12 protein-coding genes are annotated in these 13,351 nt (G+C 67.6%); 3 read left to right on the top strand and 9 right to left on the bottom strand.

The genetic code is table 11. From position 1 onward, the window contains the following. Positions 1-33 precede the first annotated feature (33 nt). The 4 genes from BM362_RS04295 to BM362_RS46780 all read right to left on the bottom strand — a co-directional run bounded on the left by BM362_RS04295 (position 34) and on the right by BM362_RS46780 (position 2,845). Entirely contained in the window at positions 34-1,326 is a 1,293-nt protein-coding gene (locus tag BM362_RS04295) for a hypothetical protein (RefSeq protein ID WP_093572259.1), read from the bottom strand. 2 nt (positions 1,327-1,328) lie between these two features. Further along, positions 1,329-1,958 (bottom strand): DUF3558 domain-containing protein, encoded by a 630-nt coding sequence (locus BM362_RS04290; RefSeq protein ID WP_067578396.1) that lies wholly within the window; start codon positions 1,956-1,958, stop codon positions 1,329-1,331. After that, positions 1,958-2,395, bottom strand: a complete 438-nt coding sequence (locus BM362_RS04285; RefSeq protein ID WP_143132379.1) for a hypothetical protein — start codon at positions 2,393-2,395, stop codon at positions 1,958-1,960. Before BM362_RS04285 ends, BM362_RS04290 begins: the two co-directional genes overlap by 1 nt. Before the next feature lie 165 nt (positions 2,396-2,560). Then, entirely contained in the window at positions 2,561-2,845 is a 285-nt protein-coding gene (locus BM362_RS46780; RefSeq protein WP_143132378.1) for a hypothetical protein, read from the bottom strand. A 529-nt stretch (positions 2,846-3,374) separates the two neighbouring features. Here BM362_RS46780 and BM362_RS46775 point away from each other — a divergent pair. Further along, positions 3,375-3,668 carry a hypothetical protein gene (locus tag BM362_RS46775; protein ID WP_143132377.1) on the top strand — a complete coding sequence of 98 codons (294 nt, stop codon included), beginning with the start codon at positions 3,375-3,377 and terminating at the stop codon, positions 3,666-3,668. A gap of 17 nt (positions 3,669-3,685) precedes the next feature. After that, a complete protein-coding gene (locus tag BM362_RS04275) occupies positions 3,686-5,749 on the top strand; it encodes an ATP-binding protein (RefSeq protein WP_143132376.1) in 2,064 nt (687 codons plus the stop codon). Here BM362_RS04275 and BM362_RS04270 read toward each other — a convergent pair whose 3' ends face one another. The 5 genes from BM362_RS04270 to BM362_RS04250 all read right to left on the bottom strand — a co-directional run bounded on the left by BM362_RS04270 (position 5,750) and on the right by BM362_RS04250 (position 9,910). Beyond that, positions 5,750-6,928 (bottom strand): hypothetical protein, encoded by a 1,179-nt coding sequence (locus BM362_RS04270; RefSeq protein ID WP_167545201.1) that lies wholly within the window; start codon positions 6,926-6,928, stop codon positions 5,750-5,752. A gap of 496 nt (positions 6,929-7,424) precedes the next feature. Next, entirely contained in the window at positions 7,425-7,760 is a 336-nt protein-coding gene (locus BM362_RS04265; protein ID WP_093572255.1) for a hypothetical protein, read from the bottom strand. Positions 7,761-7,796: 36 nt separating this feature from the next. Then, positions 7,797-8,531, bottom strand: coding sequence for a S1 family peptidase (locus tag BM362_RS04260; RefSeq protein ID WP_093572254.1), 735 nt, complete (start codon positions 8,529-8,531; stop codon positions 7,797-7,799). 124 nt (positions 8,532-8,655) lie between these two features. Beyond that, a complete protein-coding gene (locus BM362_RS04255; RefSeq protein WP_093572253.1) occupies positions 8,656-9,414 on the bottom strand; it encodes a S1 family peptidase in 759 nt (252 codons plus the stop codon). A 121-nt stretch (positions 9,415-9,535) separates the two neighbouring features. After that, positions 9,536-9,910: an FKBP-type peptidyl-prolyl cis-trans isomerase gene (locus tag BM362_RS04250; RefSeq protein WP_067578409.1), complete on the bottom strand. Its 375-nt coding sequence runs from the start codon at positions 9,908-9,910 to the stop codon at positions 9,536-9,538. A gap of 163 nt (positions 9,911-10,073) precedes the next feature. Here BM362_RS04250 and BM362_RS04245 point away from each other — a divergent pair, with 163 nt between their 5' ends. Continuing rightward, complete coding sequence (locus BM362_RS04245) at positions 10,074-13,289, top strand: penicillin acylase family protein (RefSeq protein WP_093572252.1); 3,216 nt, start codon at positions 10,074-10,076, stop codon at positions 13,287-13,289. Positions 13,290-13,351 lie beyond the last annotated feature (62 nt).

Here is a 13,351-nt window from a genome sequence, read left to right as displayed (position 1 = left end):
CACGTTGTCTCCCCTCGATACAGCTGATGCTGCTTACTTGCCGATGACCGGCGGCGTGGCCTTGCCGTCGTAGCCGAACAAGGAATTCGGGTCGGCTTCCTGCAAGTAGGACGCGGCCTTCTTTTCCTTGTCCTCTTCGCCTTTGCCGCCCTTGCCCGCGCCTCCGGCCATCGGCATGCCGTTCGCGCCCTTGGCTCCGGGAACACCGGTGCCCGCTGCTCCGCCGCGCGCACCGGGCTCCGGTTCGCCGAACCGGCCCGCGCCGCTTGACCCGCCCTGACCGGCCGCTCCTCCCGAGCCGCCGCGAACGAATGAGCCAGGGCCACCTGGTCCGCTGCCGCCCGAACCGGGTGCTCCGGTTCCACCGACGGGCCCGAAGGACGCGGGCACGCCGCCGAGGTAACCGGGGCTGTTGTAGCTGCTGGAACCGCCCGGCGCGGTGCTGGGCACATAGGCGGTGCCGCCAGGGCCGAACTGAAGGGGCGCGTTGCCGACGCCGGTCGAGCTGGGAGGGACGTAGCCGGACGTGCGGGTGCCGTCGTCGTACGCGGCCGCGGGCGCGTAGGGCTGAGACGGTTGCTGGCCGCCGGGCACCCCGCCGTGCCCAGGCTGCGGCGCATACGACCCTGGCTGCGGCGCGGTCCCCGTGCCGGACCGGTCGGCCGGGCCGTAGGAATGGCTGGGCGGGTAGGGGGTGAAGCTGTTCTTCTTGTGCGGGTCCACCGGGTGCTCGACCGGTCCCTGTCCCGGGGCGAGGCCGTAGGTGCCGTCGGAGGAATCGGGGACTTGCCCGTAGTCGACCGGCATCTTTTGCGCGTGGCCGTCGCTGGTGCTGGTGTACTCCTGGTACCGGGAGTTGTTCTGCTGGACGGCGGCATTCCGCTGGTTGATCTTGTCTTCGTTGTCGGTGTCCCACGGAGTCGCCACGTCCCACCCGGACCGGGACGGCGGATCGTCGGACACGTCCTGCATCGAATCCCGGGTCGAGGTGAACGCATGCCCTTGGTCGGCGAGGGTGTTCTGACTGTCGTGCAATGCCAGCGACGCAGAGGTCGCCACGTCCGCCAACGGCTTCAACGATCCCCGTGCCGCGTCGCCGCTCTGCCCTGACCAGGCTGCCTCCAGCCGGCCGACCGCCGTCAGGGTGTCGGACTCGATGCCCTGCTGCTCAGTCGATTGCTGCAACGCGGCGTGCTGAGCCTGCCCGAGACTGTCTGGCCCAGGCCCGGCTTTCACTCGACGCACCAGCTCGCCCGGAAGGACGATGTTCCCCTCGGCCTGCATCTGCTTCAGGAACTCGTTGAACCTGTCCGCGATGAAGCTCATCGTCACGCACCGCCCTTCAGCGTGGTGACGGCGAGGTCGGCGACGTGCTGGGCGTCTTGGCAGGGATCGGCCGACGATCCGACCTGGTCGTTGGCCAGCTTGACGTCGATCTCGAATGCGGCGTCGTCTGCGATGCCGATGGCGACGCTGCACCGCCCGGTCGAGCGGTCGTCACTCGGCCCGTAGGCGACAACCGGGTAGCCCTGGACGGGAGCCAGCTCTTTGAAGAATCCCTCGTTTTTCTTCGCGTAGACGTGGCCGAGGCCGTCTTTCCACGCGTACACGAGCTGCACGCCGATGCCCGAACCCCGGCTCGGATTGGACCAGCGGCATTGCTTGGCGACGCCCGTGTCCTCGGACGGTTGCACCGCAGGCGACGCACCGGAGAACAGGGCTTTCACTTGCGCATCCGTCAGCACCTTGCAGGGATCGCCCTGGACGACCGATGCGGGCAGCGGGTTCGCGATCTTCGGGGCTGCTGAGGAAGGCTGCTGAGCATCGCCGCTTGATGATCCGGAACTGGGCAGCGGCTGCCCCGGAGGGTCGGCTTTCCCGCCGCTTCCGCTGCACGCCACCAGCCCGGCGGTCAGCGCCAACGCCAGCAACGAAATCCGGAAACCGGTCGAACGCATCAGAAGTGTCCTTCGCCCTGTTTGGTGATGTCCTTGCCTGCTTGCTGGTCGTGCGCGTCGTGGATGCCAAGGGCGTCTTTCATCTTCTGAATGACGGAGCCGAGGTAGGCGCTTTGCCGCATCAGGTGGCCGCGGTAGTAGTTCCCCGAGTTGTTGCTGGCGTCGGTGTTCCGCAGCGAAGCCGGGTCTTTCCCGGGCGGCACGATGCTCCACATTGGGACGGCCTTTTCGATTTGAGAATCGATGCGCGTCTGCAGGTTCTGGAGGTTCGTGAGTTCGGCGGTCATGGCGTCCTTGCTCAGATAGAAGCCGGGTGCACCGCCTCCGCCGGACGCGCCGCCACCGCCTCCGGACGGGCCGTCGGCGACGAAAAAGCTCGCTCCGGTGAGCATTCCGATCGCACCGGTATCGCCTGGTGGTGTCGCCTGTCCAGCCATCTGCATCCTCCCCTTGCGGCTAGCCCCGCCCATAGCTTCACTGAGCCGAACCGATGGTAGCCAAACCGCCACCCTGTGTCCCGTGAACTGCGGAGATCGGGGTGCGACCGGAGTGGTGCCTGCGATTCGGGCGGCTTCGGCTGGCGGCACAGGGCTGTTTTGCAGTCAGCGGGCGTCTGGTTCCGTGCGCGGCGGCTTGTGGCCGTTGCACATCGGGGAGAACAACTGGTCGTAGGAGAGCCCGGTCGCCAGGGTCCAGACGGGTTTGCTGTGCTCGATGTCCATCACGGTCTGCCGGGACAGTCCCGTCCGTTCGGCCAGTGCGGTGAACGACCTGCGGCGGTCGTGGCGAAGCCGGGTTCGGGCGGCAAGATCACCCGAACGACTCAGATCGCAACCGATAGTCAAGTCATCCTGGAGGTCTTTGCTTTTTGTCCGGATCTGCTGCATAAAGAGAGGCAACGGGCTGTCGGGAGGGATGTCGGCCCGGCGATGGATTACGCCCGAACACGTTGGCAAGCGGGGAGAGCGACGCGGGATGGCGCACCGTTTCAGGCGAACGACCTCCGCGTTCTCCGCGGCGATGCCCTTGTTGGCCAGCTGACGGTCCTGTACGGAGTCAACGAACGGAGGCATGCCCGGGAACAAGGTCTCGGGGAGGTGGGACCCGGACGACGTGCGCGTCCGGTGCTGGCCCGACCGCCTCGCCTTGACCGCCGCCAAACACCTGGCAGCTCCGGGCTTCCGGTCGTTGCGATGCTCCTCAATCCAATTAACCTGATCATTGTATTTCGGCTCTTCTTCCCATCACCGCACGTTGAGCAAGTACACGGCCAGGGGCTGATGGAGAATCGGGTCAGGTCGTACTTTCGAAGCTGGCTGGGGCGAGCCGGTGCGGGGCAGCCGGGCGGGGCAAGGTTCGGCTGGCCAGGGGGCATCAGGCTCGCGGGACCGGTCGCTGGGGTGCGTCGCGGAGGTCGTGCTTGAGGTGCTGGCCCAGCTTGTCTTGCCGGTGGTGGCAGCGTGGGATTTCGTCGGCGTTCGCAACCGGCGGGGCAAGGTGATTGCGATGGCTGGCGGGCCGCGCGGCGGGCAGGCGTTTTCGGTGGCGGAGCGGTTGACGCGGTACAGCGGCGAGATCGCGGTGGAGGTGTGGCTTGGGCAGGGGAAGAACTGCCCGCAATGGAGTCCGTCGCCGGCTTGTCTGTACTGGGAAAGACGGGGCGATGGCGCTGTTCTCGGCGGGCTGAGTCGCCGAGGCAGGCCGGGGTGAAGTTCTGGACACGGACTGTGACATTTCCGGTAGCCTTGGACTGGACCAGCTGGGCGGGGGAAACGGTGCGCGACGGGAACTACTTCGACGGCCAGGCGGACACGGTCCTCCAGGCGCGGAACATCTACGGCAACGTGTATTTCAGCGAACCGCGGGAACCCGCAGTGCCGTCGTTGCAGGCGGCGGCACCTCCGGAGCACTACCGGAACAACGAGAGCCAACTGGCCGCGCTCACCCGGATCCACGACGAGGCGCTCGATCGAGTCACGATCGCGATCGTGCGGGGCGCGCCGGGCAGTGGGCGCACCACCCTGTGCGAAACCTGGTTTCACCAGCACCTGGACGGCTTCGACCGGTTCTTCTCGGTGCGACTGGGGCATCGGGCGGGCACCGATGTGCTGGCCGAACTGCTGTCCATGGTGGGGTATCAGCCGGACGAGATGCCGGCGAGCCTCGAAGCACGATCGGCGATGTGGCGTGCCCAGACCGCGAAGTTCCGGGTCGGGCTGCTGGTCGACGACGCGTTGAGCGCGGCCGAGGTGAAGCCGCTGCTGCCGACGCGCGCCGGGTCCTACGTGCTCGTGGTCGGCTCGGGGCTCGCGGCGTTGCAGAGCCGGTACTCCGCGCGGGAAGTTGATCTCGAACCGTTGAGCCGCGAGGCGGCGCTCGGCGTGCTGAGCGCGTTGGTCGGAGAGGAACGATTCACCGCGGAGCCGGAGAGCAGGGACGAACTGATCCGGATCTGCGCCGGGTCCGCCGCCGAATTGAACGTCGCGGGCTCTCTGTTGCGGAGGTTCCCGAACTGGCCGCTGGGGCGGCTGATCGCACGGATTCGGCAAAAGGGTGCGCTGGCCAGCCCGGTGTTCGACGCTGCCTACGAGTCGTTGTCCCAGGACGCGCGTGCGGTGTACCGGTTCTTCGGTGCGCACCCGGGCGACGGCGACGTGCGGCCGGAGACCGTTGCCGCGGTGCTCAGCCTGGACGAGTTCGACGCCGAGGAAGTGTTGCAAGACCTGGTCGAGGTCAAGCTGATCGAAGACGTCGGCGGTCGCTACCGGATCTCCGCACTGGCCCGATTGCACGCTGCGACGCTGGCTGGCGAGCTGTCCGCCGCAGTGATCGGGTACTACGCCAGACAGAGCCTGGCTGTCGCGGAGAATGCGTTGCCGCGTAACTGGGCGGCAAAGGTGTGGCCTGGCTTTACCGCGGGTTCCTTCGACCGGGCCGACGCTCGTGCCTGGCTGCTCGACGAGCAAGCGAACCTCGCGGCCGCGACCGAGGCGGCGCTGCTGGAGGGGGCGCACGAGGACGTCATCCGGCTGGCGATGGCGTTGTGGCCGGTCTATAAGGACGGCAGTTACCCGATCGAATTGGCTGCGGTGAGCCAGGCCGCCGCACAAGCCGCGCAGGCGGCTTCGATGCCGCTTGCGGAAGGGCTTGCGCGAACTCAACTGGGGTTCGCTCGGATGCAGCGCCGGGAATGGTCCGCGGCGCAAGAGGAGTTCGCCAAGGTGGCGGAGTTGGCGGCGACTCCTGGAGAACACGCTTCAGCGGTGGAATCGCTCGGCCTGGCTTGCTTCGAGCCCGGTCTGCTCGCCCGGCAGCAGGGGCGATTCGAGGAGGCCGCGCGGTTGTTGGAGCAGGCGGAGGTGCACCTTCGGCGCAGCCTTGAACTCGCGGAGGAAATTCAAGACGAGCGTCGGCTCGCGCTCGCGCGGATGCACCTGGCCAAGGTCGCGGCTCCGGAGGAAGCAGCTGTGCTGCTGGCTCGCGCGGAGCGGGAGTTGGGGAAGGAGCCCGACAACCTGGTCAAGATCCGCCTGTGGCGGGGCCGGAAGCTGATCGAAGCCGGTTCGTTCGAGGACGGTGCGGCCGAGCTGGCGGAACTCGACTCGGCGGCCGAACAGCTCGGTATGCACCGAGAGCGGATCGCGGCGCTACGTTCCAGGGCGGAGGCAGCACTTGCCCGTGGTTTCCGCGAGCAAGCGAAAGCACACGCGGAGGACGCGCTGAGCATTGCGCAGCTGCGCGGGTTCACCGCCGAGGCGACCGATCTGCTGATCTGGCTCGACCAGTTCTGACTATCCATAGTGGACAGTGAGCTCGGCCTCGTATTTGCGGCCGCCCGCGGTGAAGGGCAGCTGTTCGGGGAAATCGAGGCCTAGCCGAGCGCGCGTGCAGAGCAGCGACGGCACGGCTTGCGGCAGGCCGGTGGCGGTGAAGGAGACGACCAGGCCGTCTCGGCTGCCGGCCAGCCAGCCTGGTCCGGCTGGGCAGGCGGCCCATTCGCAGCCGGGGAATTCGGCGAGCGTGATGGCGATCCAGCGGGCTGGGTCGGGGAAACGGTCGCCGAGCACGATGTCGGCTCGGCGCAGCAGGCGTGGGTCGGGGCCGTCGACGTGGACGACTAGGTGTGCGTCGGGGGAGGAGGCGGCGAATCTGGTGACTTCGTCGCCTTGGACCTGGACCCACTGTGCGCCGGGTTCTGGGCGCTGGACGCGCGGCAGCGGGAACGCGGTGAATCCGGCTGGTTCGGCCGGTGGCGGCAGTCGGAGCGTGCGGTAGCCGAGGTCGGTCAGCAACGCCGCGGATTGGCCGGGGACGCTGGTGGCCAGTTCGGTCGCGGCGATCAGGGCTGCTGGCTGGGTCGCGGTGCGCAGCTGGTCGGCCAGGTTTTCGCCGGTGAGCGCGGGGGCGGTGCGCAGCAGGGCGGCTACTGGGGAATCAGGATCGACGGCGTCGTGTGGTGCGGCAGCCAGCAGAACTGGAGTGCCCAGGCAGGCGGAGTAGTAGGTGACGGAGCCGTGGTCGCCGATGGTGACGTCAGCGGCTACTGCGGCCGATTGCCACAGATCTTCTTCCGGGAGGATGATTACGCCCGCGCGTTCGCATTTTCGCAGCCACATTGTCAGCTGCCACGGGTAATGGCCCTGGCCGATGTTCGGGTGCAGGGCCAGGACGATGGCGAATTCGTCCAGCGGCAGTTGCCGGGCGATCCGTTCGGGGAGGTCTGGGCCGGATCCGTAGGACGAGAGCTGGCCCCACGTGGACGAGATCAGCACCAAGGTCTGCTCGCCGGTTACGCCGAGAGCTTGGCGGTAGGACTCGCGTAGTTCACGCGCGTCGCGCAGGCGGTCCAGACAGGAGTCTCCGGCGATGACGGCGTGGTCAGCGGCTTCCGGACAGTACTGGCGCAGCCGGATGAGCTGTTCGGGGTGGGACAGAACGTGATGTTCGGCGATCACCTCGCCGTCGCGCATCAGCCATTGCTCGGACAACCCGAAAACCGGTTTCCGGTTTCCGGTTTCCGGTTTCCGGTTTCCGGTTTCCGGTTTCCGGTTTCCGGTTTCCGGTTTCCAAGAACTTATTGTACCCCATTCCGTGCGGCAAAACCGTCAACGGAGCGCGCAATTTATGCAGATCCCCGCCGTAACTGGCCGCCAGTGCCCAGTCGAAGTCCTCCGTCACGACGTCGTCCCACGGTTCCAGCGGGATCCCGCGCGCGGCGAGGTACTCCTCGGTCCCCCGGGTGAACGCGCTCGAATCCGGGCAGGTGAACACCACCTGCACCCGGGGGTCCCCGGCGAACAACGGCAGCACGTCCAAGAGCCGGGTCGCCGCGGTGACGTTGTGCACTACCGCCAGCAGCGTCCGTTCCGTGGGCACAGTGCGCCATCGGCGCGGCACGGGGTAGGACGACGACGGCACGGAGAGCGATCCTACCGATCGCGCTCCGTGCCGGTCGCCGGAAAAGGCTCAGAGGCTGATATTGCCTTGTACGTCACGCAGCTGAACGACTTTGGCCCCTTCGGCCACGGTGCCCACGTGGTTCGTCACCCCGCCGCTGCGTGCTTCCTGGTGCACCTCGAACTCGGTGCGCAGCGCCGCGCCGAATTCCGGGTCCTGGCGGCTGGCCTCGTCGAGGCGTTCGGCCAGTGCGGTGACGGTGGCCGGGTTGTCGGGGGTGGCCGCCTCCAGTTCCGCGGTTGCCTTGCTGTTGCCGGAGAACTTGCGCTTGACCAGGTCATACAGCCCGGTCGCGGCCTTCGTGGCCAGCGCGGTGGCGACAGCGGTCAGGATCGGCTCGGGCATGCGACTCTCCTCAGGTCGACGGCCCCTCCACCGTACTCACTTCGCGTGCTCGTCGATCCACTCGGCGAGCACATCGATGCGGGACGTCGTTTCCGCGCCGGTGTGCGGGCAGTCCGGGCCGTTGTTCTCGATCGAGATCAGTTTGCCGTCGGTGAAGTACGGCGCGCCCGTGTCGTAGGTGCACGCGCTGGTGGACGCTTGCGGGGCGACGCCGTGAATGCCGACCGTCGTGCCGCCGACTGACGAGATCTTCATCGTGCCCCGCTGCAACTGTTTGGACGGCACCGGATTCTGCGCCGTCCGGCTGCCCCAGCCTGCCAGCGTCACCTGCTGTCCGACGCCTGGCACCAGGTGGTTCACCGTGAGCGGCTTGACCTCGGAGACCGGACTGTCGAGCTGGGCCAGCGCGACGTCGTTCGGGCCGGCTTGCAGCACCTGGGTGACCTTGCGCTGGACGCCTTTTTCCTTGGTCTCGTCGACGAGGCCGAGAGACACCGTCGTCGGGTATGGCACCGGGCCGGACACCCGGTTCTTGTTCGCGTCGTGGAAGCAGTGGCCGGTGGTGACGATCCACTGCGGTGCGACGAGCGCTGCCGAACAGAAGCTTGAGTACGTGCTTCCGTTCGGCAGCGGGATTCCGGTCATGCTCAGCTTCGCGGCGAAGCCGAATTGGCCTGCTGGGACGTCAGAACCGTTGGCGACGGCCAAGGCCGGGCTCGCGGTGAGGATGGGCAGGAGAACTGCTGCGGAGATCGCGGCGCGGACGCGCATTCTGTCCCTTCGTCCGGGTCACCAGCGGACGCCGATGAACTCGGCCTTCCACGCTAACGACACCGTCCGCGATGCGGAATTCCCTTGATGGGCGACGAAAACCGACCGATCTCGCGACTTGCCCTCACTGGGTGTGCGAGGCGATCCACTCCTTGAGGATGTCGACGCGCGCGGTCGTCTCCGGCGTGGAGTGGGGGCAGTCCGGGCCGGTCGACTCGACCGAGATGAGGCGGCCGGTGTTGTCGCCGTCGTCGACGAAGTACGGCGCGCCCGAGTCGTAGCTGCAGGCACTGGTGTCCTTCTTCGGCGAGACGCCGATGATGCTCGCGGTGGTGGCGTCGGAGCTGACCACCTGCATCTCGCCCTGCTGCAGCTTGTCCGACGGCTTCGGCGAAACCTCGGTCAGGCTGCCCCAGCCGGCGAGCAGCACCTTCTGGCCGTTGGCCGGCGCGGCGGGCGAAACAGTCAGCGGCTTGATGTCGGTGACCGGCTGGTCGAGCTTGGCGAGCGCGACGTCGTTGATGCCCGCCTGCTGTACCTCGGTGACCTGCCGACGCTCGCCCCTGCCCGGCTCGTCGGTGGTCGCGCCGAGCAGCACCGAAGTCTCGTAGGGCACCGGGCCGGAAACCGGCTTGCGATTGACGTCGTGGAAACAGTGCCCGGCGGTGATGATCCACTGCGGCGCGATCAGGGAACCCGAGCATGCGCTCGAATAGGTGGTGCCGTCCGCCTTCGGGATGACGGGCATGGACAGCTTGGCCGCGAACGGATACTCGCCGGGCGCCACATCGTTGCCGTTCGCGACCGCGGACGCGGGAGCCGCGACGGCTAGCGCGGCGCCGGCGGCGAGGAAGGCAGCGGAAAGGGCAGCACGCAAACGCATAGAATATCCTCCGAAAGACGACTACTCAATGCGAACGTTAGGCGCCTTCCGGTTCCCCCGAAAGGGGGATCAGCCGGGGCTGCCCGTTCGGGCTTTCCCGGCTGCCCCCGTTTCTTTCCGATCAGCTCACGCCGACGAGATCGACCACGAAAATCAGCGTTTCGTTCGGGGCGATCACGTCGCCCGCGCCGCGCTCGCCGTAAGCCAGGTGCGGCGGGATGACCAGCTGGCGGCGGCCGCCGACCTTCATGCCGGTCACGCCCTGGTCCCAGCCCGGGATGACCTGGCCGGCGCCGAGCTGGAAATCGAGCGGCGCGCCGCGGTCGTAGGAGGCGTCGAATTGCGCGCCGGTGGAGTGCGAGACCCCGACGTAGTGCACGCTGACCGCATTGCCCGACTTGGCTTCGGGGCCGTCGCCGACAGTGATGTCGTCGATCTGCAGCTCGGCGGGCGGCGGTCCGTCCGGGCGCTCGACTTGGGGCTTTTCCACGCTCATGGGGCTCACCGTACCTATCGGGCACATGCTGCGCCGGATGGAGTACCGCCAGTCGGACTACTCCCAACGAGGGGATAAACGCGAAAACTCTTCACATGTGCACTACCCGTCGGTAGCGTGCGCTGGGTCACCCTGGGGCATCCTTCGTGGACGGAGCTGTGGCATGCGACGACGCATTCCCATCCTGGCCGCGGGCGCGGTAGCCGTGCTCACGGCCGGGCTAGTGCAGATCGGGACCGCGGCACCGGCTTCCGCCGCGTTGCCCGGCAACGACTACTGCGCTGGCCAGTGCAACGACATCCTCCCGCCAGGCGAGAACGGCAGCGCGACGCTCGCCGAAATCCTCGCCAACAAGGCGTTCGGCACCCAGCCCGGGCACGCCGACGACCAGCTCGGCAAATACGCCGATCTCGCGGGCGGCTACAAGACGCTGACGACCGGCGCCATCGGCAAATTCTTCAACGACTCGTCCTTCGGCGTGCCCGCCGACCAGGTCGCGAGCACGCTGAAACCGCGCGACGACGTGACGATCACGCGTGACAAGGCGACCGGCGTCCCGCACATCCAGGGCACGACGCGGTCCGGCACCGAATACGGCGCGGGATACGCCGCGGCGCAGGATCGCTTGTGGCTCATGGACATCATGCGCCGGGTCGGCCGCGGCCAGCTGACGTCGTACGCCGGCGGGGCGGAAGCGAACCGCGAGCTGGAACAGTCGTTCTTCGCCTCCGCGCCTTATACCGAGGACGAACTGCGGCAGCAGATCGACGCGGTGGCGGCGAGCGGCCCGCGCGGCAAGCAGGGCCTCGAAGACGCGCAGGACTACATCGAAGGCATCAACAAATACATCACCGATTCGCACAACGGCCGGTACTTCCCCGGCGAGTACGTGCTGACCGGGCATGTCGACGCGATCACCAATGCGGGCACCATCGAACCGTTCAAGCTCACGGACCTCGTCGTGCTCGCCTCAGTGGTGGGCGCGCAGTTCGGCGCCGGCGGTGGCGGCGAGGTGCAGAACGCGGTCGCGAAGCTGGCGTTGCAAGAGAAGTACGGCGTCGAGCAGGGCGAAAAGGTGTGGCAGAGCCTGCGTGCCGCGGACGATCCCGAGGCCGTGAAGACCCTGCACGACGGGCAGAATTTCCCGTACGGCACCACTCCGGCGAACCCGCAGGGCGCGGCGTTGCCGGACAAGGGCTCGGTGACCAACCAGCAGCTCGTGTTCGACCAGACCGGCTCGGCCGCCGCCGCGCAAGCGAAGGTCAAGGTTCCGGCTCCGAAGGACCAGGAGTCCGCGCGCGGCATGTTCGACAACGGCGTGCTGCCGGGCAACCTGCTCAAGGAAAAGCACGGCATGTCCAACGCGCTGCTGGTGTCCGGCGCGAAGACCGCCAGCGGGCATCCGGTCGCCGTGTTCGGTCCGCAGACCGGGTATTTCGCTCCGCAGCTGTTGCTGTTGCAGGAAATCCAGGGTCCGGGCATCAGCGCGCGCGGCGCGTCGTTCGCCGGGCTCAGCATGTACGTGCTGCTCGGGCGCGGCCAGGACTACTCGTGGAGCGCGACGACCGCGGCGCAGGACATGATCGACACCTACGCGCTGCCGCTGTGCGACCCGAGCGGCAAACCGGCCACCAAGGACTCGAACTACTACCTCTACCAGGGCAAATGCCTCCCGATGGACACCGTGGAGCGCAAGAACGCCTGGTCGCCGACGGTCGCGGACGGCACCGCCGCCGGGTCCTACACACTGCGCAGCTACCGCACGAAGTACGGCCCGGTGACCTCGCGGGCGACGGTGGACGGGAAGCCGGTGGCGTACTCGTCGCTGCGGTCCTCGTACTTCCACGAGGTGGATTCGCTGATCGGGTTCCAGGAGTTCAACGACCCGGGCTTCGTCAAATCGGCCGCGGACTTCCAGCGCGCCGCGAACGACGTCAACTTCACCTTCAACTGGTTCTACGCGGATTCGAAGGACATCGCGTACTTCAACTCGGGTGCGAATCCGGTGCGCAATTCCACTGTGGACCCGATGATGCCCGTGTGGGGCGATCGCGGGTTCGACTGGAGGGGCTGGAACCCGGCGGGCAACAGGGCCGACTACACGCCCGCGTCGCAGCATCCGCAATCGGTGAACCAGGACTACTACATCAGCTGGAACAACGCGCAGGCAGACGGCTACGCGTCCGGCGGCGCGGACAAGTCCGCCGTGCACCGCGGCGATCTGCTCGATGCACGGGTCAAGGCGCTGCTTTCCAGCGGCACCAAGGTGACCCGGGTGAACCTGACCCAGGCGATGGAGGACGCGGCGCTGGCTGACCTGCGCGCGGAGAAGGTGCTGCCGCTGCTGTTGCAGGTGCTGGACAAGGCCCCGCTCACCGGTGCCGCGGCGGACGCCGAAGCGAAGCTGAAGACGTGGATGGAGCACGGACACCAGCGCGTCGAGTCCGGCCAGGGAAGCAAGACCTACAACGACGCCGACGCGATCCGGATCATGGACGCGTGGTGGCCGCTGCTGGTCACCGGCGAGTTCAAACCGGCGATGGGCGACGACGCGTTCGGCGCGATGACGAACGTGCTGCAGATCAACGAAAGCCCGTCCGGCTTCCAGAACGAGACGCCGGGCAAGCACGTCGGGCAGCCGCACCAGGGTTCGGCCTATCAGCACGGCTGGTGGGGTTACGTCAGCAAGGACATCCGCACTGCTCTCGGACAGCCGGTCGCAGGCCCGCTTGGCGCGAAGTTCTGCGGCGGCGGCGACCTGACCGCGTGCCGGCAGACCCTGGTCGACTCGCTGACCACGGCCGCCGGGCAGCCCGCGAACACCGTGTATCCCGGCGACGGCGACTGCTCGGCGGGTGACCAGTGGTGCGCCGACACGGTGATCCAGCGTCCGCTGGGCGGGATCGCGCACGGCAAGATCAGCACCCAGAACCGGCCGACGTTCCAGCAGGTCGTGGAGTACCCCGCCCACCGCGGCGACAACGTCTCGAACCTCGCGGCGGGCAAACCGGTGAACGCTTCCAGCGCGGAAACCGGCTTCTACAACTCCCCGGCTTCGAACGCGGTCGACGGCAACCCGGGCACCCGCTGGGCGAGCGACTGGAGCGACAACCAGTCGATCACCGTGGATCTCGGCTCGGTGCAGCAGGTTTCGCGAGCGGTGCTGTCGTGGGAGAAGGCGTACGGGAAGGGATACAAGATCCAGCTGTCCACGGACGGCACCGACTGGCACGACGCGGCTGTGGTGACGGACGGGGACGGCGGGTCGGACAACGTCTCGTTCGCGCCTTCGGACGCGCGGTTCGTTCGGATGCAGGGCGTTACGCGCGGGACCAAGTACGGGTATTCGCTGTACGAGTTCGAGGTTTACGCGCACTGAGTTCGGTTGCCACGGACCGCCCCGGCCAGCAGGATCGGCCGGGGCGGTTCTTTTCGCGCCGG

The sequence above is a fragment of the Amycolatopsis rubida genome (genome assembly GCF_900115345.1).
GTDB classification, from domain to species: domain Bacteria; phylum Actinomycetota; class Actinomycetes; order Mycobacteriales; family Pseudonocardiaceae; genus Amycolatopsis; species Amycolatopsis rubida.
The sequence above is the reverse complement of the archived record's forward strand: the minus strand, read 5'-3'. Positions and strand labels throughout refer to the sequence as shown.